Source organism: Paenibacillus amylolyticus (assembly GCF_003719335.1).
In the GTDB taxonomy this organism is placed as follows: domain Bacteria; phylum Bacillota; class Bacilli; order Paenibacillales; family Paenibacillaceae; genus Paenibacillus; species Paenibacillus amylolyticus_D.
This window is the reverse complement of sequence record NZ_RIAS01000005.1, coordinates 16,162-37,846: the sequence shown is the minus strand read 5'-3', so window position 1 is coordinate 37,846 and position 21,685 is coordinate 16,162. Positions and strand designations below refer to the sequence as shown.

The following is a 21,685-nucleotide window of genomic DNA, read 5'->3' as shown; positions in this document are numbered from 1 at the left end:
TTTTCAGATGCATACAAAACAACAGATCAGCTTCAAAACAAGACCACCTCACTTCAGGAGCTAGAAAAACATTCTAAAATGAATGCGCTTACATTTCTTCTCATATTACGTGTTCCGATATTTCAATTCAATGTACTATCATGTTAATAATGTGGATTTTTTTATTGCAATTTGAAATTTGATGTGGACTAAAGCGTTGTCCCTATACTTCGAAGTAATCGTTTTTATTCCAAAATATACTCTACATTGAAATTAAAGGATTTAACCCCGGATAAACATAATATATATAGTTGGGCGCCTGCCATCTTTTGATAACGCTTCCAAATACGGATGCGAGTAAACCATGAGCGCACCGGATCAAAAAATAAGGAGGATTGCATCTATGCCAAAACGATTTAGAAAAATGCTCGCGTTCCTTTGTTGCTTGGTCATGGTAGCCTCGTTAATGCCTATGAGCTATGCTGCCGACAATGACAACATTGAAAACGCAGTAGTAACAAATGAAACAAAGGCCGCCATTTTTGGAACTCCCGAACTCGGGTCAAATGACCCCCTCTGGAGCCAAACCATGGAGCATCACATCAACAAAAGCACTGTGCCCACCGATCCCAGACCTCATGCCACGGGCACTGCCAGAATCCTTTGGGATCATGACTACGTGTATGCCCGCGTAGTTGTGAATGACAGTAATCTATATCAGGGAGCTGGCGGAGATCACCGGTACGACAGCCTGGAGTTTTATGTTGGTACTGGAACAGGTGGCTCGAACCAGTGGCGTGTCAGCGCGACGGGTGTGTTTTCAGGGCAGGCCGCTCCAGGCAGAGCTGCATGGACCCAGACCACGGAAACAGGATACATCGTGGAGATGAGAATACCCAAAAGAGATTTGATCTTACAGGAGGGAAATCTTACCTTCGAGGTCTATATCAATAACTCGACAGAAAACGGCGGTGACCGCTATGAAGTCGTTTCCTCTTTTGGAGTTCCGGACGCAGCTTATACCAGCTCTGATTCATTTACAAACAGCCTGCAGCTCATCCCAGCCAATGAAGTGGACACTAGATTAACAATTACCGCCACTGCCGGACCGGGTGGCTCAATCATGTCGAATCCGCCTGGCGATGTCCTAAGAGTAGAACGAGGCTCTAATAAAGACATTACGTTTAGCCCCGATTCCGGTAAAGTTGTGGATACTGTAACGGTAGACGGCGTGATCGTGACTCAATCTTCTAGCTCTTATACCTTTACGAATATTGAAGCTAGCCATACCATTCATGTGACATTCAAAAATGATCCGGGCGCGAGCATACTTCCTTTTATCGTATGGAATGACAACTTCGCCAGTGGCGAGTACACAACGGCTGTCATCATCGACTTAGGTGAAGGGAATTCGGCGTTAGGCTCCGAGCTTCGTCCAGATTTGTTTGCCTTATCGGCTAGGAACACCACCCTGAACGGTGAAGCGGTTACTTTTGAAGGACCACGCAAGATCACAAGGGTATACGCTAATGATGAACCGAAGGTACGCGGCTATGTGGGGCCGGTTAGCAATTCACCGGATTATCAGGACGGACTGGCAAGCGGGCGTTACATCGTCGTTGAATCTGAGTTTTATTCAGAAAGCGGCGGCAATACAACACTAGATGGCAGCAGTAACTCGACAAAGCAGGTTTACACCCTCAGCCAAAAGGGTCAGATCGTACTGACAGAGGGGAATCCACTTCACAACGTGGTTTTTGAGCAAGAAAAAGTTGTGAATCCAATCCTTGATAAATTCACAACATTCACGGATAATTCGGTCAATCGCTCGCTCTACCTTCATAAGGATGAAGACGGTAACGTGGTGAAAGGATTGCCGCTGTATGTGTACACCCACGGCATGTCACGCGGCGGCACAAACGCTGCGGCAGACCAAAAAGCGGCCATGAAATCCGCCAATGGATCGGTCGCCCTAATGAAAAAAATGGCACAGAATCCCGAAAAGTACGCCAGCCACATCCTGAATATTTCCTATAATGGCGTTTCTGTTCCCTCCACACAGAATGTTAAGAAGGTCATTGACGCCCTGATCGCCAGCGGCGAAGTAGATCCTAACCGTGTTTACGCAGCAGGCTTCTCCTGGGGCGGCCAGTATACGAACAACTTAGTTAACAGCTATCCCGGCTTCTTCGCTGCCGCCGCACCGATGGCCCCGGTAAGCGGTTCACCGAACGCTAAGGACAATGACTCTCACCACACCTTGGCCTATTGGATGTTTTTAAATGCTCATAATGTTGGTGGCTACCAGACTAACCTCAATAATTTCATCAATACCAATATGCCAAAAATGATTAATGCAAGGGCTTCACGCTTTGAGAGTAATGAGGTGCTTACATGGCCTTACAATCAATTTGATCAGCCGAATCTGAGGCCGAATCCTGCCAACACACCTGTTCTGGCTGATTATATAGCGCATGAAGTTGAAGCAGCTGTTCTCTACAACCAGATAACTATGGGAAATTGGAGTATAGCTCCTACGGCGCAATCCTCTAACTTGCCTGCTTGGAACAATGACTACACCGATGTCTTCGATTGGATGTTCGCGCAGCGAAAACCGGTCGTGCCCGGTGCGCCGAGCGGATTCAAGGCGACAGCGGGTGACGGACGGGTCACCTTGAGTTGGTCTGCTCCAGCTGACGACGGTGGCAGCACAATATCGGGCTACAAGGTATGGTATGGCAACGTACCGCCAGTTACAATGGAAGCGACCGAAACTAAATATACCTTCAATAACCTGACAAACGGTCAAAGCTACAGCTTCAAAATCATCGCGTTGAACGCAAAGGGCGGCGGCGCAGAGATCAGTGTAACGGCTATGCCGACGGCGGCGGCAACCCCTACCGTGCCTGGTTCTGGTGGCACTACGGGCAACACCGGTAATACAAGCAACACAGATAACACAAGCAACACCGACATTACGGGCACCGGGACAGAAGCTGGTATGTCGAAGTCGAGCTACACCGTGAGTACACCGAAGGATAAACCCGCAGTCACAGACAAAAATGGTAACACTACCCTGCCCGGTGGCGGCAAGATTTCGACCAAAGGTGGCACGGAAATCACGGTACCTGAAGGCACATCGATAGATTCAAACGGTAAGGTGACCGTTCCGGGGGACAAGAGCGCCCAAGTGACACTCCCCAGCAGCAAAAGCACAGTGACCATTCCAAGCGGCTCCACGATTGAAAGCGACGGAACGGTCACTGTAGGAAGCAAAGGAGCGCACAGCAACCTGCCAAACGGCAATCAAATGCATATCCATGAAGGATCGAAGATACGAGCCGACGGTACGGTTGTGGCAGGACTGCACGGAGCAAGAGTGGACTTAAACAACGGCATATCGCTGAACATTCGTGAGGCCACAGAGCTTACATTTAATGATACCTCCTCACTGGGCTTCCTCTTGCGATCAGGCAATCCTTTTAGGGATACCACCATGGAGAACTGGTTCTACGGTTACGTTAATTCCGTTTACACGTACAATCTTTTCAACGGCACGACGTCTGCGACATTCGCACCGGACAGCGCAATGACGCGCGCAATGTTCGTGCAGGTACTGGCCAATCTGGAGAATGTAAAACATACCGACTATACGAGTTCTCGCTATAGGGACGTGACGGACGAACAGTGGTACACGGCGGCAGTCGAGTGGGCGGCAGAAAAAGGCATAGTCAACGGTTTAAACGCGAATCTGTTTGACCCCAATTCTCCGATGACTCGTGAACAGATGTCAGTGATCCTTTATAACTACATGAAGTACAAAAGCTATCAAATACCTGAAAGCCAGTCTAAGTCCTTCGCCGACGAGAGTGAGATCAGCTCATGGGCATTGGAGGCCGTTAAGGCGATGCGGAGCACCGGTATTGTATCAGGCAAGCCGGATAATCTATTTGCTCCTACAGCCACTGCTACCCGCTCCGAAGCAGCTACTATCTTTGTACGGTTCATCGAACACTCGCATAATTGAAAGCGTGTACAGAATGATGCGCTACCTTCCGGCTAAACAATACAACCTAAAGCTCTACCCTTGGTAAAGACCAGTTTAGAAAACATCCTTACGTTCACTCCCCGTAAGTAGACTGACCTACGAAGCAATCCATCAAAAAACGCCATCACATTTAAGTGATGGTGTTTCTCTTTGAATAGAGCTGTCACTGAATTGAACTCATCAATTCGTAGAAATATTGAGGTTCATGAGTTTTATTAAGATGATACCATGCGTCTAATGTTTCTGGAGAAAATACATCTAGCTCTCTTAAAAAATGAACAGAAAATTCAAGTGGAGCTACTCCGGAAGCAGTTATCAGTTTTCCATCCGTAACAGCAGCATCCAATTTGTAATATTCTTCGCCCGTATAAGACGGACAAATCATTTTAAGGTAAGCCAGATCATTGCTTGTATGAAAACGTGAATCTAACAACCCTGCTTGAGCAAGTCCGATGGAAGCACCGCAAATGGCTCCAACCATGATCCTTTCCCGTAGACACATCTCGGCAATTTTTAATATGGGCTTGTGAATAGCCTCAGTCCAGGTATTCCCACCAGGTAAAATGAGTGCATCTATGCTTTTAATATTGCACTCATCCACTTTAATATCAGGTGTTATTTTCAATCCGCCCATTGTAGTTACTGGAGACTTTTCGATCCCGACGGTGACTATTTGTGCTGGAGCCAGCCCCTTTCTAAAGTATCTTCCTGAATTCAGCTCGGCTGTTAAATAACCTATTTCCCAATCGGACATGCTGTCAAAAACATAAAGATATACTTTGTTTTTCATTTAGAATTTCTCCCTTTTTTTATCTATCAAGGACTACAATCCATCGATAATCACTGACTATCTCATTATAAAATAGCTTCACTGACATCCGCTGTCAGTGAAGCTACTAATGTTGATAATATTCCATTAACTCTGTTGCAATAGCAACAAGTCTGTCTTTCACACTCTGGGGTTCAATTATTCGAATGGATTTACCATAGGATAGGAGAAAATAAGGGACAGAGCTATGAATGGATTTTTCCTCAAATAAAAAGATGGCTTGATTAGATGTTCGCTCTTTCAGATGATGGCCGAAAAACCAATGCATGCTTAATTCGTCTAACGCCTCTGGCCTACCTTCGATTATTAATGAAATTAATCCTTTCTTCCCCATAAGATCAGGTAACAGGTTTTTCATAAAAAATTCACGGCTAGAAAAAGCTTCAGGACGCTTAAAAATGAGTTGAGTACGCTTGATTAGTAAAATCCGATCTACTCGAAAACTTCGTATTTCATTCCTTAGGTGGCAAAATGCAACCGTATACCATTTATTGTTCCAGTATACTATTCCATAAGGGTCTATTATCCTGTTCTTTGGCTTTTCTTCATGGTTTGTACGGTAGTCCATCTCTACAGAGATTTCCTGTTCTACAGCATGCTCCAATTCCGCTAATATAAGCTGATTCGAAGGGCTGATCATCCGGTTTATCACTTCAAATCCAGTTAATTGATGATTTAGTGTGCTCTCCTGTTGCTCATTCGAATACATTTTCAACTTGGACGTCGCATTCTCTAATGAATCACTCAATGGGTATCCAGCTTCTTTTGCAAAAACAGCAGCATGAAGGAGTGTCTTTTTTTCTTCCATATCAAATAGCAGAGGCGCTCTGATAAAATGATGCAACAGGCTATAGCCACCATGATGACCTGGGTCGGCTATGATAGGAACTCCACTAGAACATAGTGCATCAATGTACCGATAAACTGTTCTTATATTTACTTCTAACTTTTCGGATATTTGTTTTGCAGTCCATTTCTCTCCCGAATTCAACATCCATAGAATGGCTAACATATTATCATTTTTCGGCATAACATAACCCTCCCCCATATCATCATATTAGGAATTTCACATACGTCAATTGCCTATATTCGTTACACAGAGAAACAAATTTTTCATCTGTGACCTAGCTACTCTAGCCCACTTGACCCCACAAGAGAAACGCTATCAGAGGACCACTACTTCTCAGGCCCATCTTAATTTGAACAGAGACAATTGTTTCAACAAAAAATGCAGATTTGGACGAATGAAGCGATGGATGCGAAAATATCGGGAACTAGGTGAGTTTGGACTGATCGATCAACGAGGTCGCCGAACAGAATACATCGATCAAGAGCAATTTGAAATCATGGAAAAGATAGTGGGGAACAGTGACATCCAGAAGCTCTGTCATGTGTTTCATGTGTCTCGAAGCGGGCTTTATGCCCATGCCAAACGTAAAATTATTTCTTTGGTACAGTGTAGAAAATCCGAAAACGCCCACAGCGAAAACTAAACAAACTGACGCCGGTGGAATACCGACGCCAGTTTGTAGCCTAGGGTCTTTTTATAATACCAAATGGGCTCTTGATAAAAGTGAGTGGGTTCTATTCACAAGCATTACAGATATACGAACTATGAATATATTCCAGCAGTGGATTTCACTCTACGCTTTACGCGTGATCATCTTCACAAGCTATCATGTAATGCTTGTTAAATGCCTCTGTTTCCATTCATATTTCCCAATTGACTTACAATTATAGAGACCTGTTTACAGGGATAGTTCCTTCATTCTTCCAGTTTCAAATATTCAGAATATTTCCAATTTAATATTCTCTGCACAGAAACCACATTCTTTCCATTGTTCTTCTTTCTAAATCTATTATTTCATTTAAGTTAAAATTCAACCATGCAAGATCGTCCTTACTTATATGAATTCCGCTAAACATCCGCTTTTCCAAAATATAATTACTTTTATTTTTAAAAACAAACCATTTTTTGTAAAGTTGTTCATAATATAGCTTAATCTCTCCCATATTAATATCATAATATTTCGAAATAAGAGTAACTACGTCTTGATTTCGCTTATGATATTGACAGAAAGACAATGCCCTTGTTCTGAATGTATTTTTATCTGTCAATTTATAAAAGAAAGTACTAATTTCATTGGAAAAAGTAGATAATGAATCTAGTCCGCAATGATAGTACAAATCATATTCTTTATTATATATTTGTCCTCCTTGTAGCATTTTCTCCAGCGAGTTAATCACCTGTAATATCGGAATTTCACCATTAAATTCTTTTGAAGACTCATTAGTTTTGCAAAAATTTAAACTTATTGCTCTACCTAAACTTGTAATGTATTGACTCGATTTCTCAATAGAACTATAAGGAATGCTGTAATAATCCATTTTCCCCATCATTACGCAATCCTCTAACGCCATATAACTTTGGTTATCATTATTATAGCCATAAATAAACGTTGGATGTATCATGTGAGAAGTATTCGCATCCAGACCTGAAGGATAAAAAAAACGATCCACAAGAATAAAAAGACAATAACCATCATCGATTTTACTTTTGATAATATTATGGATGCTTTGGCAATCCTGATTAATCTCTTCGAATTCATGATCAATATAATTATTAAGCAACTCTAGAGAATACTGTATTTTAGGGAAGTATGCACCATTGGACATCAAGTCCTCTTGAATTCCCTCTGAACTATAAGATTGATTAAAAACTTTTCTTAGGTAAATCGTGTCCATATAGCAGGGGAATTTAAGGAATGCTTCATTTTGGCTAGCTAGCATAGCTATAAGATTATTAGTTACACAATCCATCCATAACTCGTTATAAGGACTAATCAAAATAACATCAACCTTTCAGAAGGAGATTCTCATTAGCTTATTTACATGTTTAATATATTAGTTGTTGTTGTAATACATCTATGTTGATAAAAAGGTAGCTTTAAGAATTCTATGTAAATGAGAGATTGTATTTTATGAAGATCCCTACACTACATTGACACAGGGAAAACTTACCATGAGTTACACATATATTAGCATAATTGAACACAGCAAGATAGGAGATCCTCTTTCGGTAGGCGAACAGCTTCATTCGCAAATATAACAGTGCTACGAAAGATAAAACAAACATTGACTGCTTAATATTTAAGTGATATATTAATTTTTGTATTCGTCTTGGGGCGTTAGTTCAGTGGGAGAACGCTTCGCTGGCAGCGAAGAGGTCAGGGGTTCGACCCCCCTACGCTCCATAGTTTTAAGACCCTATTTTATGTAGGGTCTTTTGTTTATTTAAATATGTAATGTTTTTTATTCCCCAATATTGAGACTGTTCTACTGCCTACTCCCTCTACGTAGAGTTCCATTTAGAAAAAAACTTGCTTTAGGCGTAGTTTTTTCAAATACTTAGATTTGGTTTTTCGTTAGGGGTTTTCGTGCACCGAAAATCTTATGGAGAAGAACATTCATGTTACGGGCACATACGGCACATACCAGATGCGGCTCCGGATTGCTCTTCTCCTTTTCCCACTACATTTAGTCCTCCAGATCTTCTTTGGACAGCAGCGATTTCAGTTCTTTCATGAACATGTTGATGTCTTTGAACTGGCGGTACACAGAAGCAAATCGCACGTACGCCACTTCATCCACCGGAAACAACTGTTCCATTAAAAGCTCGCCGATCTGGCGGCTTTCCACTTCAGCTTCGGCTGTGTTACGCAGTGACTTCTCCACTTCAGATACCATCATCTCCAGCGTTTCTACAGAGACAGGACGCTTCTCACACGCACGGATCAATCCACGCAGAATTTTGTCACGGCTGAATTCTTCCCGACTGCCATCCTTCTTAATGACAATCAAAGGTGTTTCTTCAATCATTTCAAAGGTTGTGAATCTTCTCGCGCACTGCTCGCATTCGCGTCGGCGACGGATGGATTTGGATTCATTCGCTGGTCTGGAATCCAGCACTTTGGTACCCAGATAACCACAATAAGGACATTTCAACTTAGATCACTTCCCACTTTTACTTTTTACCACATATTCCCTGAGCATATTTTGTTATGAAAATCGCATCGGCGACACATAATACTTTTACCAACCCGCGAGGAGGTGAACAGCAATGGCACAAAGCAACGGTAACTCCAACAACTTGGTCGTAACTAAAGCTTCCGCAGCCCTGGAGCAAATGAAATACGAAGTAGCTCAAGAACTCGGAATCAGCATCCCGCAAGATGGGTACCAAGGTAACATGACTTCTTACGAGAACGGTTCGATCGGTGGATACATCACGAAGCGTCTGGTAACAATTGCAGAACAGCAATTGGCAGGTCAATACCAATAATTATCTGCATCGTAATACGTTACACAGAGGAGCATGGGGCGGCCGGTACACTACCGGTCTGCTCCGTGCTTCTCCCTTATCTTTTTCCAAGCAATCGCTCTAGAACGTATCGTAGATCTTCACATACTGATTATAATAGTAAATAACCCGTTGTACATAGTGGCGTGTCTCACCAAAAGGAATATTTTTCACCGTTTCAAGTTTGCCATCCCACACACCATTTTTCAACCAGCTGCTGACCTTCCCCGGTCCTGCATTATAGGCTGCAATCATCACAATTTCGTTGCCATTAAACTGATCGGAGAGATTACGTAAGTACCATGTGCCCAGCTGTATGTTTCGCTCAGGTTCATGCTTTAATTCATCAAGCGAAGTATCCGGAATTTTGGCTTGTTCCAAAATCCAGTTCGCCGTATCCGGCATGAGCTGCATCAGCCCTATCGCACCCCGCTTGGATTCTTTGCTCGTTTTGAAATTGGTCTCCACCTTGATGATTGAAGCGATCAGAAACGGATCAACCTCATAACTCTGGGATTGCGCCCGAATCTCTTCCTTGTATTCAATCGGATAAAACCAGGCCATCCAGTTCGTATTTAGAAATAACACCAGTACAAAGGAAACAAACATGATCAGCAGTACACGTTTTTTACGCAGTATTTTCATAACAAACCCTTATGCGTTAAAAATGATTCAAGCTGCCTCTCCGTCTGAGCCCATGAACCGCTGTTATCAATCACGATATCTGCCCGCTTTTTTTTGCGTTCAATATCCATCTGTGCCGCAATGCGCGCTTCGGCGTCAGCCCGGGTCATCAGATCCCGACTCATCAGCCGTTCCAGTTGTACTGCTCTAGGTACATATACGACCATAACTTCCGTAAAACCTTCCTCCAGACCCGACTCGTACAGCAAGGGGATATCCGATACCACCAGCTTGTCCGGATGGTTCAATTCATATGCAGCCGCTCTCTCACGCATCTCCTTCCGTATGGCGGGATGAGTGATGGCCTCAAGCGCTTTACGTTCCTCAGGGTGCTGAAAAACAATACTCCCCAACTTCTTCCGATCCAGCGTTCCATCCTCATTCAGTATGGCTTGTCCAAACCGCTGAACAGCGGCGGCCAAAACGGGATGCCCAGGCAACATGACTTCCCGGGCAATAACATCTGCATCGATGAGCAGCGCTCCCTTACTGGCCAGATAGGCGGAAACACTGCTTTTGCCTGTTGCGATTCCGCCCGTTAAGCCTATATTCATCGTCTCACCTCATAACAGCTTTATTACTCCCATAATCATTAACAGCAGAGCCGGCAGAATGGAAAGCTTCTGCATCCAGCGCTGTGCTGCAAACCGTAATCCTACTTTCATGCCAAGTGACAGAAACGCCCCACTAAACAACGCAATCACCAGTGCTGTCCACAGCGTAGGAAATCCAAGTAACGCCGCACCCAGACCTGCACCAAAGGCGTCCAGTGACAGCGCAATTCCAAGCCACATCGCTTCCTGTGCGGAGATACTCCCTGAGTTATCCATGTCCGCCTTGGACGGGCTGCGCAGAATTTGAATGACCACACCAAGCTTGCGTAATTCCAGTGTGAATACCATGCGCTCCACAGAGCCATCCGTTGGTGAAGGCTGCACTTCCAGGACCATTAATTGATTCTTGCCTCTGGATGAAAGCCCCGAATCCATTGTTCCATTTTCCTGAAGCAATCTCTCCTGCGACACTGCACTTTCTGTTTCCTCACGTTTTTTGCCCCGCCGAAGAATCAGCTGCACGAGCGACCACGCACCGATCACAATCAGAATGACAGCCCCCACAATGGAAGCTACACCTGGCGACACAACATGAGATAAAAGTACGCCAACCTGCATAGATAACGCGATAACCAATCCCGAACAAAGCGAAATAATACCAATGGATAAGAGCGGAATCTTGGTCCTCCGAAGTCCATATGTAATTCCAACTCCAAAACCATCTAAACTCACTGCAAAAGCAAGCGCCAGTAATGAAATAAAATGATGCAGCACCCCGGATTCCTCCCCTGTGCGGTACGTGCCAACTGATGATGTCAGTATGGGTATATGCCCGCTTATTTCTGCCATATCAGTATATGGAGGGAGGAATCCAAGGGTGCTATGATTTCATCATTTCCTTGATTCAGTTCTGGTTCGGGAGATCAAAGCCGTTGACAATTGGGGCAAAAATGCGTGCCTCGGCCGCCAACGACACTTTTTTCAATCAATGTGCCGCAGGTATGGCAAGGCTCCGCTTTGCGACCATAAATTTTCAGCTGATGCTGGAACATGCCCATCTCGCCTTGCCCGTTGACATACGATTTGATCGAGGAGCCCCCGGCATTCACCGCATCCTGCAACGTAGCCACAATGGCTTCATGCAACACCTTTAGCTGTGCTTCGGTCAACGTCTTGGCAATCGTCTCGGGATGTATACCTGCGCGAAAGAGTGCCTCGTCCACATAAATATTCCCGATGCCAACAACATATGCCTGATTCAACAATACAGCTTTGATTTTGGTGGTTCTTTTGCCTACTGCATCGCGGAACGCATCCACGGTAAATGCCTCATCCAGTGGCTCCAGTCCGAGCTTCATGAGTGGTTTAGATACCAGCTCTTCACCTGCACTGAACAGATGCATCGTTCCAAACTGACGAACATCCTTGTATCGCAACTCTGTACCATCATTAAAGTGGAAGATGACATGAGTGTGTTTCTCCACCTCTTCGCGCTGATGGTACACACCGTAACGTCCCTCCATTCGCAGATGGGAGACCAGCACAAGCCCGTCCAGCAAAATACGTAAAAACTTGCCCCGGCGCTCTACACCAATCACGGTATGTCCTGCCAGTTCCAATGCAAATGCTTCTATATCGTCAGGCCGCTGAATAATCCGCGGCAAATTAACGGTAACATGATCAATCGTTTTACCTACAATAAGTTGATTCAACGTTCTTCTGACTGTTTCGACTTCCGGTAGTTCCGGCATGATGTTCTCACCTCCCTTACATTATAACGGAAGATGACGCTCAGCGGGACCCTTTCTTATCTATTTTGCTTCATACCAGTTCTCACCAAAGCTAACTTCAGCTTTTAGCGGCACCGACAGCGTAAGCGCCTTTTCCATCACCGAAGGCACAAGCTCCTTCATCAGCTCCAGTTCATCTGCTGGCACTTCAAACACGAGCTCATCGTGTACTTGAAGTAACATACGACTCTGAAGCTTACGTTCCCGCAACGCCTCGTCCATCTGCACCATCGCCAGCTTAATGATATCAGCCGCAGTACCCTGAATCGGTGTATTCATCGCCGTACGTTCCGCGAAGGAGCGCAGATTGAAATTACTCGCGTTGATTTCGGGCAAATAGCGACGGCGTTCCAGCAATGTTTTCACATACCCGTCCTGCCTTGCTTCCTTCACGATATCGTCCATATAGCGGCGTACACCCTGAAATACTTCGAAGTATTGATCAATGAACTGTGCTGCTTCTTTCCGCGTAATGTTCAGGTTCTGGGAAAGGCCGTAATCACTTATGCCGTATACGATTCCGAAGTTAACCGCCTTCGCGGAACGACGCATGTCGCTGTCTACATCCTCCGGCTTCACGCCAAATACATCAGAAGCGGTCTTCGTATGGATATCCATATCATGTACAAAAGCTTCCTTTAGACGCTCATCATCCGAGATGTGTGCCAGTACACGCAATTCAATCTGGGAGTAGTCGGCTGCCAGAATAGACCAGCCCGGCTCGGACGGTACAAAAACTTTCCGAATTTTACGCCCTTCTTCCATACGTATCGGAATGTTCTGCAAGTTCGGGAACTGGCTGCTCAGTCGTCCTGTTGCTGCAATGGTTTGACGATAGAACGTATGCACCTTACCATCCCGGTCCGATATTTCTTTCAGCAAACCTTCCACATAAGTGGATTGCAGCTTGGCAAGCTGGCGATATTGCAAAATGTGCTGCACCACGTCGTTATAAGGAGCCAGCTTTTCGAGCACTTCAGCGTCAGTAGAGTAGCCTGTTTTTGTTTTCTTCACGACAGGAAGACCCAGCTTATCAAACAAAATCTCGCCGAGTTGTCTTGGTGAGTTCAGATTAAACTCCGTACCGGACAACTTGTAGATTTCGGCCATCAGTTTGCCGATCTGTTCTTCAAATTCACGACCAAGGGCTTGTAAGTCTTCTGTATTCGCTTTGATTCCCTGCTTCTCCATGTCGGCAAGAATACGAGATAACGGCATTTCCAGCTCATGGAACAGCGAATTCATCTCATCGCTCTCCAGTGCCTGCTCCTGAAGCGGGATAATTGCCGCCAGCGCAGCAGCTTTCCGACACAGGAAATCGCCCAGAACTTCCGCCTCTGGCAGTTTGTATTTAGCCCCTTTACCTAGTACTATATCGTCTTCAACCAGCGAGGGCAGTCCATACTTAGACGTCAGCCCGCTAATGGTCTGATTGGACTCAGTTGGGTCAAGCAAATAGGCAGCAAGCTGCACGTCAAAAGCTGCACCGGCGAATTCAATGCCATGTGCATGCAAAGCCAAATCCACACGATGCAGATCATATCCACGCTTCGGCTGGTCGGCGCTTGCAAGCCATTCCCGTACAGGAGCTGCCGCACCCGACTGCAGCAGCTCCGGAGATATGAACGTATATTTCTCCCCGGCGCCTACAGCAAGTCCAACAAGCTTCGCCTGATGCGGATTATCTCCATGGGTCTCCACGTGAAGCACATCGATTGAACCCAGTACATCAATCAGTTCAGCCAGGTTTTCCTCTGTTGCGATTGTGGATTCAACCTCAGCAGCCGGAACAGCTTCTTGCTCAGAAGCTACGCTGCTGCTAAAGGCCAAACGCTCGAGCAACGACTTAAACTCCAGCTTAGCAAGTGCCGGTCCCGCACTTGCTTCCTTCAATCCATCAAACTGCATGTCCTCCCACGTCTGTTCCAGCGGAACCTCGCGGTGAATGGTCGCCAGCTGTTTGCTCATGCGTGCATCTTCGGCGTGGGCTTCAATCTTTTCCTTCATCTTGCCTTTCAGTTCACCTGTACCGTTCAGCACTTCTTCTACCGATCCAAACTGATGGAGCAGCTTCAGCGCCGTCTTTTCCCCGACACCCGGAATACCCGGAATATTATCCGAAGCATCGCCCATCAGACCTTTCAGATCAATAATCTGCAGAGGTGTCAGACCGTAACGTTCCTTAATTTGAGCAGGGTCATACAGTTCAATCTCCGTAACCCCTTTACGCGTCAGCCCGATATGTACATGGTCAGAAGCAAGCTGCAGCATATCTTTGTCACCTGAAACAACGAGAACCTGTCTGCCTGCATCATCCGCGCGTTTGGTTAGCGTTCCGATAATATCATCTGCCTCGAAACCAGCCAGTTCAAACTGGGCAATCCCAAGTCCTTTCAATAATTCTTTGAGCAAAGGGAACTGCTCTGACAACTCCGGCGGTGTTTTTTCCCGTCCACCCTTGTATTCCTGGTACCCTTCATGGCGGAACGTCACTTTGCCCGCATCAAACGCCACCATAACATGCGTAGGCTTGTGTTCTTCCAACAAGCGAAGCAGCATCGTCGTAAAGCCGTATACCGCATTCGTGTGCAGACCTTTCGAATTCGTCAGGGGAGGCATTGCAAAAAATGCCCGATAAATAATGCTATTTCCATCTATAAGAATAAACTTGTCCATTCCAGCACCTCGCGTATCATATGGTCAGACTGTACTTACCTACATACTCTCATGATACCATACCTGCCACCTACATCAAAAAAACTTCGCAACCCTTTTCCCCACTTTCTTCCGCAAAAAAAGAACCTCCTTCCCAGTCAGCCTGTGCACAGGCCAGCCGGAAGAAAGTTCCCCATTTCGATCATATTCTTTTATCTTGTATGTCTATTATTCCCCGCTTGTGCAGCAGAGCCTGCCCAGAACAACTTACTGGTTCAGGTCTGGACGCTGACCCGTCACCAGGTACACGGTGCTTTCACCAATGTTCGTTGCATGATCACCAATACGTTCAATGTAACGTCCAACCATCAAGAGCAGCATAGCCTGAGATGCATTTGTTGGATGTTCAGTCATCAACGTATAGAGATCACGAATCATGTTGCTGTACAACTGATCGACCTGATCATCGGTTTGTGCCATTTTATAGGCCAGATCCGTATTTTCCTTCAAATAGGACTCAATGGACTCATCAATCATGGATTTCACCACTTCCGCCATACGCGGAATATCCACCAGCGGCTTGATCAGTTCTTGACCTTCCATACGAATCGTTACCTTTGCCACGTCGAGGGCCAGATCCCCCATACGCTCCAGGTCACTGGAGATTTTGAAGGCCACGATAATGCGTCTTAAATCCTTGGCAACGGGCTGCTGCGTAATAATAAGCTTGGAGCCCAGCTCCATGATTTTGTCCTCAAGGGCATTGAGATTCGCATCATTCTTAATGATGACCTGAGCTTTCTCTACATTTAATGTCTGCAAACTCTCAATCGCACCGTCCAAGGCATTTCCTACATGTTCCCCCATTTGTTTCAGCAGGGTGCGCAGTTCTTCCAGCTCTTGATCAAATTCTTTTCTGCGAATCATAGATTCCATGTCCTCCTTCTCCATCATCTCCGGGTAAGCCGGGATCATCCTGTTCAGCTCGCCTTAACCAAACCGACCGGATATATAGTCCTCGGTCCGGGAATCTTGCGGTGTGGAGAATAACGTCTCCGTATCAGCTGCCTCCACCACCTCACCATTCAGAAAAAATACCGTACGCCCAGACACTCGTGCTGCCTGGTGCATATTGTGCGTAACCATGACGATGGTATATTTATGATGCAACTCTTTGACCAATTCCTCGATTTTCAGCGTGGAGATCGGGTCCAGCGCCGAAGTGGCTTCGTCCATCAACAACACATCTGGCTGTACAGCCAGTGCACGTGCGATGCACAGACGTTGTTGCTGTCCACCAGACAGACTTAATGCCGATTTTTTCAGCACATCCTTGACTTCATCCCACAATGCCGCATGAACCAGACTCTGTTCGACGAGTCTATCCAGTTCTGCTTTTTGGGTTACGCCGTGCAGACGTGGTCCGTACGCCACGTTGTCATAGATCGATTTTGGAAAAGGATTCGGCTGTTGGAATACCATTCCTACCCGTTTGCGAAGCGTCTCCACTTCAATTTCATTACTATAAATATCCGAACCGTTCAGCATAACTTGTCCTTCCACACGAACGCCCGGAATCATGTCATTCATCCGGTTCAACGTGCGGAGCAATGTCGATTTACCGCAACCTGACGGCCCGATAAACGCCGTGACGGTTTTCTCCGGCAAATCCATCGATATATTTTTAAGCGCGTGATGCGTATCATAGTATAAATTAAGTCCATCAATGTGAATGAGGTCTTTCATGGATGCTCACTTCTCCTTCGCTGCAGGGATCATTGGATTCCCTTTACGTTGAGACCGGCGTTCATATTCTCTATCAATCAGCACAGTCATCTTTAATATCCTAACGTAACATTGTAAAAACAGTACCACCTTCATGTTAACGGAATGTAAAAACACCTTAAAGAAGACCCAAGCCGTTATATTAACGTCCCAGGTCTCTCTTTTTTGCCTTTCGCGATTTCCGTTGTACTCTGTGCCCCGGTTTGTGCTTTAGTTCATAGCTCGGAATGATCCGTAATCATGGCCTTCAGCTTCAACTGGATATTCGCTGCGACCCTGCCAGCTTCCCCGCCTTCAGTAGCAATCGTCTCAACGATGCAGGACAAAGCATTCACCGCACGATTTAACTTTCCAAACGCTGCCGCACCTTCCTGCACATACTGCGCACTATCATCGATTTCAGCACCACTCGCCTGAACGAGAGATACGGTCTGCTGGGTTAAACGTTCAATGTCCTGAAGCAAAACAGTCATGTTTCCAGCCACTTCGCGTGTCTGCTTGGCCAGTGCCCGGATCTCTCCGGCAACAATCTGGAACCCTCTTCCATATTCTCCCGCATGAGCAGCCTCAATGGATGCATTCAGTGCCAGAAGCCCACTCTGATCCGCCAACGTTCGAATGGAACGTGCCATTCCTGCACCTGTTTTAATGGATTCGAGCATCTGACTTGCATGTTTGCCCTGATCTCCCATATGCTCATGAACCTGAAGGTAGGAAGACTCAACTTGACGCAAACGGCTTTCTCCATCATTGGATAACCTGATAACCTGCCCTGCTTCTTGCACGGTTTGATTAGCGGCTTGAACCAATTTGGTTACGGCCTCATGAATGCGTGAAATTTCCTGTCCACTCTCTGTCACGGTGCATATGCGGTCTGCGGATGCCTCCTGCTGGAGCTTACGGGAAAGCGACATTACATCACGGATCGTGAGCACACCAAGAAATCGATCCTGCTCCGTTACGAGCAGACAGTCATAGAAATGATCCTCATCCCGCCGAAGCGCGGCATCAATAATAGCTGCAGGTTCCATATGTATATCTACAATAACCGGTGATGCGTTAGCTACATTCATAATCGGTTTACGATAAAATAAGTCCGCTGCGAATCTTCCGTTCAGTAACCGATATAAGTTCTCACGCATCAGTAATCCTGTCGGTTTCAAGTGTTCATCACAGAGCACAATACACGGATGCTCCAGTCCGTCACTGAGCATCGCAGCGGCTTCTCCGCAAGTCGTATCTCCTCTTGCTACAGGCACCTGACGGAAATATTCGGTTAAAGAAACGGCATTTTCTTCCTGAACTTCGCTTGTCGATTCATCCGATTCCAACTCAGGTACGAACCGTATTTCTTCCTCTTTTGGTAAACTAACATCCAGATTCTCAGGTCTAGCCTCTAACAACATGGGCATAATTACACATTCTCCTTTACGTGTTAGCTCCGCCCTAAGGTGGCTTTTTAGGTACAAAGTATCACTTGGATAACCTCATCCTACTCCCCATAAATGAAGAAAAATCTTCCTTTGTGTAAAATGGATGTAAAAATAAAACTCCCCGATCATTTAACTAGAATGATGGGGAGTTTTTCTTTTGACAACCAATTTATAACCTACACCGCGGATGGAATCGATATGAACGGATTCAGGATCAAGTTCCAGCTTTTTACGTAATGAACTGACGTGCACATCTACGGTTCGCTGGCCTCCGATATAATCAAAACCCCAGACCGCATTCATCAGATCATCCCGGGTCAGCACCACGCCAGGTTTTTTAGCGAGATATAATAGGACTTCGAACTCTTTCGGACGCAAGCTGATCGATTGTCCTCCCAAAGTCACTTCATACTTCAACGGATAAATCTCAAGTTCTCCAAGAATAATTCGTGAGCCGTCTTTATCTTCAGGCTGCGGTAAATCTTCGCCATTCGAATACCGTCTGAGTACCGCATCTACACGTGCCAAAAGCTCGGATACACCAAAAGGTTTTGTAATGTAATCATCTGCACCCGATTTCAGCCCTTGCACAACCTCGGCTTCACCGTTCTTGGCGGTAAGGATAATGACAGGAGTACTTACTCCCTGAATACGCAGTTTGTTCAGAATATCCAGACCATTCATGCCTGGCAGCATCAGATCCAGTAAAATCAAATCGAAATCCTGGGACAAGGCCCGGTCATATCCTGCTGATCCATGATCCTCTGCCGTTACGTCATAGCCTTCCTGTGTCAGGTTATACGTAAGTAATCTCGATAATGTCGGTTCATCTTCAATAACCAGCAAACGCTGTGCCATGATACCCCTTCTCTCTTCATAGGTTGTCTGTTGCCACAACACTTTTTCTATCATAGCACTAATTTGTTAACGCTGTGTAAAGCAAATGACTCATTTTACATTTTGCTTCTATACGCCTACATTTCTTCTTGATGTAAACTAGATTTCTTCCTCCTGAATTAATGGTAGGGTGACACGGAAGGTGCTTCCCATGCCCAGTTCACTATCCACCGACACCTTTCCGTGATGCAGCTCCACCAAGTGTTTAACGATAGAGAGTCCAAGTCCCGTGCCTCCGGAATTCCGTGATCTACCTTTATCTACGCGATAGAAACGTTCAAAGATTCGCGGCAAATCCTTCTTGGGAATACCGATTCCAGTGTCGGACACCGAAAAAACCACCTGTTCTTCCTCACTCGTCTGATCCATCTTCACCTGCAGTTTCACTCTTCCGCCCTCAGGTGTATAGTTAATGCCGTTGGATAACAGATTAATGAAAATCTGCTTCATTTTATCCTCATCCGCTTCGATATACAGCTCCTCCGGTACGTTCATTTCCAAACGGATCTGCTTTTTCTCCGCTACCTTGGACAAGGTTCCCAACACCATTTCGAAGAAGGAATGCACATGTACCGGTGAACATTCCAGCGGTGCTCGTTTGGATTCAATCTTGGACAACTCCAGAATATCTCCAATCAAACGGTTAAGTCGATCACCTTCATCATAAATAATTTGCAGGAAAGAACGTTCCGTTTCCTTATCCTGTACACCGCCGCTTAGTAAGGTTTCTGCAAATCCCTTCACTGCTGCCACAGGTGTTTTGAGTTCATGTGAGACATTGGCAACAAATTCGCTGCGCATGGATTCCAATCTGCGAATCGCGGTTACATCCTGCAGCAAGAATAACATTCCCCGATATCCGCCATTGTCTTCCGACATCGGTACACCATCCAGCCTTATCAACCGTTCCTCCGGGTTAAATACACTTACTTCTTCGTGCATCCGTTCCTGATTGGCCACACTCTCTTCAATCGTGCGTGTTAACTCGTAATGACGCTTGAATTCGGTATACGGTTTGCCTGTCACCTTCATGGCCTGAATACCGAGTATACGTTCCGCTTCCCGATTAACCAGCGCAATCGACTGTGTTGCATCAATCATGACGATGCCGCCGGTCATATTCGCCAGAACACTTTGAAGCAGCGCTTCATTGTCTCGAATCGTCTTGAGCTGCGACTGCAGACTGTCCGCCATTCCGTTAATCGCCAGACCCAGCTGGCCAATCTCGTCCCTGCGTGTAACTTTTACTCTGGCATCGTACTCCAGTTTCGTAATCCGGTGGGCAACTTTGGTAATATGCTCAATGGGTGATGTTAATCCCCGGGCTACCCGGTAACTGACTAATGCCACAATCAAGAAAAGCAGTCCGAGTGCTGCAAACATAATCATCCATCCACGTTGAAGCCCCTGATCCACCGCATGCAAACTCATAGACAACCGAATATAACCGTCAAATTTGCCACTGGGTATCTCAATCATGTCACTTTGATCCGAATTAACAGGCAACGCAACATACAGCATGTCCTGCCCTAACGTTGCACTATATCGGATGGACTGTCCAAAAGCATTTGCGTTAGCCGTCCTAATCTCTTCCCGATTCAAGTGATTATCCATTGTTGCAGGGTCGCTCTCGGAATCGCCAATGACGATACCGTCTTTATTAATGAAGGTTACCCTCGAGTCTGTCAGACGATCCAATTCCAGCGCCCGATCCGAGTAATACTTCCGTGTCTCCGCTGAAGTCGGATTCGAAGCATCATGAAACGGGAAGGTTGCTTTTAACAAATTAATCTCGCGCACCATCGTTTGCTCCAGTGCGGAGATGTGAGTGGTCTTGAAAACTCTGCCCATCGTATATCCTGCGACAATGACGGATACGCCAATCAGAACCATCATAATTAGAGCCAATCGAATGCGAAACGGTCTCATTAATCTCTTCCTTCTGTTATATTTTGATCCGTTGAACAAGGTGAACACTTCGTTTTTCAGGTTTTTTCTGTCCTCTCCGTTCATATGTAAATAAGTAAATTAGTAAATTCAAATGATGAAAACAAACCATTGTTTATCCGTTTAATTCGATGCGGTCACCGCGTGTCGTTGGATGTGAGATGACCAGAAATTCCACATCTTGCGCACTTTGATTTTGCATCTGATGAGGTGCTCCCGGCGGGATTTCGATACCTTCATGTGTTTCCAGCACATAGGTCTCTCCATTCAGTTCCATACAAGCCTCACCGCTGAGAACAAAAAAGAATTGACGACTCTTCACATGTACATGCCTTGTTTCTGTCGTGCCTGCAGGCATTCGCTCATGAATCACACTAAGTGTCTCTCCCTGAACCAGATGCCAACCATCACACTGAGCTCCCCATATATAATGCGTTGCCTCTTGTTTGCTAATCTTCATATGAGTGCCTCCCGAATATGTTATCCGGTCTATCATATCACAGATAATGAGATATCTTTCCATGTAAAAGGAGCTTTACGTCTGCCTTCTTTCCCTCTGACTCAATCCATTGCTTTAAAGTCAGACCTGTATAAGGTATCATAGATATATCAACGCAGATACAGACTTTTGTAAATCGCATCTTACAATGTTGGTATCCTCATGCCTGTTTTCTGTGACGGATACGAACGCCAGACTTCGACGGATGGCTTACTGCTGAGCTAA

18 protein-coding genes and 1 tRNA gene are annotated in these 21,685 nt (G+C 45.6%); 4 read left to right on the top strand and 15 right to left on the bottom strand.

Annotated features, from left to right (window positions below):
* Positions 1-382 precede the first annotated feature (382 nt).
* The gene (locus EC604_RS10945) at positions 383-4,006 is read left to right on the top strand and encodes an S-layer homology domain-containing protein (protein WP_123064220.1); all 3,624 of its coding nucleotides are present in this window, start codon (positions 383-385) and stop codon (positions 4,004-4,006) included.
* A 184-nt stretch (positions 4,007-4,190) separates the two neighbouring features.
* On the opposite strand, the gene EC604_RS10940 is transcribed toward EC604_RS10945, so the two are convergent.
* Both EC604_RS10940 and EC604_RS10935 read right to left on the bottom strand, forming a co-directional pair.
* Positions 4,191-4,817, bottom strand: coding sequence for a type 1 glutamine amidotransferase family protein (locus EC604_RS10940; protein ID WP_123064219.1), 627 nt, complete (start codon positions 4,815-4,817; stop codon positions 4,191-4,193).
* Between the two features lie 106 nt (positions 4,818-4,923).
* A complete protein-coding gene (locus tag EC604_RS10935; protein WP_123064218.1) occupies positions 4,924-5,886 on the bottom strand; it encodes a helix-turn-helix transcriptional regulator in 963 nt (320 codons plus the stop codon).
* 214 nt (positions 5,887-6,100) lie between these two features.
* Here EC604_RS10935 and EC604_RS10930 point away from each other — a divergent pair, with 214 nt between their 5' ends.
* On the top strand, positions 6,101-6,349 hold the full coding sequence (locus EC604_RS10930; RefSeq protein WP_151458068.1) for a hypothetical protein: 249 nt from the start codon (positions 6,101-6,103) through the stop codon (positions 6,347-6,349).
* Positions 6,350-6,659: 310 nt separating this feature from the next.
* Here EC604_RS10930 and EC604_RS10925 read toward each other — a convergent pair whose 3' ends face one another.
* Positions 6,660-7,703, bottom strand: a complete 1,044-nt coding sequence (locus EC604_RS10925; RefSeq protein WP_123064216.1) for a hypothetical protein — start codon at positions 7,701-7,703, stop codon at positions 6,660-6,662.
* Between the two features lie 335 nt (positions 7,704-8,038).
* Between EC604_RS10925 and EC604_RS10920 the strand changes: the two genes are divergently transcribed.
* Positions 8,039-8,110, top strand: a tRNA-Ala gene (locus EC604_RS10920).
* 283 nt (positions 8,111-8,393) lie between these two features.
* Here EC604_RS10920 and nrdR read toward each other — a convergent pair.
* Positions 8,394-8,861, bottom strand: a complete 468-nt coding sequence (gene nrdR / locus EC604_RS10915; RefSeq protein ID WP_090920285.1) for a transcriptional regulator NrdR — start codon at positions 8,859-8,861, stop codon at positions 8,394-8,396.
* Between the two features lie 115 nt (positions 8,862-8,976).
* On the opposite strand from nrdR, the gene EC604_RS10910 reads away from it, so the two are divergent.
* Entirely contained in the window at positions 8,977-9,198 is a 222-nt protein-coding gene (locus tag EC604_RS10910) for an alpha/beta-type small acid-soluble spore protein (RefSeq protein WP_017689472.1), read from the top strand.
* 99 nt (positions 9,199-9,297) lie between these two features.
* Here the strand turns inward: EC604_RS10910 and EC604_RS10905 are convergent, their stop codons facing one another.
* The 11 genes from EC604_RS10905 to EC604_RS10855 all read right to left on the bottom strand — a co-directional run bounded on the left by EC604_RS10905 (position 9,298) and on the right by EC604_RS10855 (position 21,421).
* Positions 9,298-9,861 carry a lytic transglycosylase domain-containing protein gene (locus tag EC604_RS10905; protein ID WP_123064215.1) on the bottom strand — a complete coding sequence of 188 codons (564 nt, stop codon included), beginning with the start codon at positions 9,859-9,861 and terminating at the stop codon, positions 9,298-9,300.
* Positions 9,858-10,454, bottom strand: coding sequence for a dephospho-CoA kinase (gene coaE, locus EC604_RS10900; RefSeq protein ID WP_123064214.1), 597 nt, complete (start codon positions 10,452-10,454; stop codon positions 9,858-9,860). The genes EC604_RS10905 and coaE overlap by 4 nt, the downstream gene beginning before the upstream one ends.
* Positions 10,455-10,463: 9 nt before the next feature.
* Complete coding sequence (locus EC604_RS10895; protein WP_192895091.1) at positions 10,464-11,228, bottom strand: MntP/YtaF family protein; 765 nt, start codon at positions 11,226-11,228, stop codon at positions 10,464-10,466.
* A 149-nt stretch (positions 11,229-11,377) separates the two neighbouring features.
* Positions 11,378-12,205 (bottom strand): DNA-formamidopyrimidine glycosylase, encoded by an 828-nt coding sequence (gene mutM / locus EC604_RS10890; RefSeq protein WP_123064212.1) that lies wholly within the window; start codon positions 12,203-12,205, stop codon positions 11,378-11,380.
* Between the two features lie 60 nt (positions 12,206-12,265).
* Positions 12,266-14,920, bottom strand: a complete 2,655-nt coding sequence (polA, locus tag EC604_RS10885) for a DNA polymerase I (RefSeq protein WP_123064211.1) — start codon at positions 14,918-14,920, stop codon at positions 12,266-12,268.
* Between the two features lie 246 nt (positions 14,921-15,166).
* Positions 15,167-15,826, bottom strand: a complete 660-nt coding sequence (gene phoU, locus EC604_RS10880; protein WP_123064507.1) for a phosphate signaling complex protein PhoU — start codon at positions 15,824-15,826, stop codon at positions 15,167-15,169.
* Positions 15,827-15,889: 63 nt separating this feature from the next.
* On the bottom strand, positions 15,890-16,645 hold the full coding sequence (pstB, locus tag EC604_RS10875) for a phosphate ABC transporter ATP-binding protein PstB (protein ID WP_123064210.1): 756 nt from the start codon (positions 16,643-16,645) through the stop codon (positions 15,890-15,892).
* 254 nt (positions 16,646-16,899) lie between these two features.
* The gene (locus EC604_RS10870; protein WP_123064209.1) at positions 16,900-18,096 is read right to left on the bottom strand and encodes a methyl-accepting chemotaxis protein; all 1,197 of its coding nucleotides are present in this window, start codon (positions 18,094-18,096) and stop codon (positions 16,900-16,902) included.
* Positions 18,097-18,246: 150 nt separating this feature from the next.
* Positions 18,247-18,975: a response regulator transcription factor gene (locus tag EC604_RS10865; RefSeq protein ID WP_123064208.1), complete on the bottom strand. Its 729-nt coding sequence runs from the start codon at positions 18,973-18,975 to the stop codon at positions 18,247-18,249.
* 138 nt (positions 18,976-19,113) lie between these two features.
* Positions 19,114-20,943 carry a two-component system histidine kinase PnpS gene (gene pnpS / locus EC604_RS10860; protein ID WP_123064207.1) on the bottom strand — a complete coding sequence of 610 codons (1,830 nt, stop codon included), beginning with the start codon at positions 20,941-20,943 and terminating at the stop codon, positions 19,114-19,116.
* Between the two features lie 133 nt (positions 20,944-21,076).
* Complete coding sequence (locus EC604_RS10855) at positions 21,077-21,421, bottom strand: cupin domain-containing protein (RefSeq protein WP_123064206.1); 345 nt, start codon at positions 21,419-21,421, stop codon at positions 21,077-21,079.
* Positions 21,422-21,685: the final 264 nt, after the last annotated feature.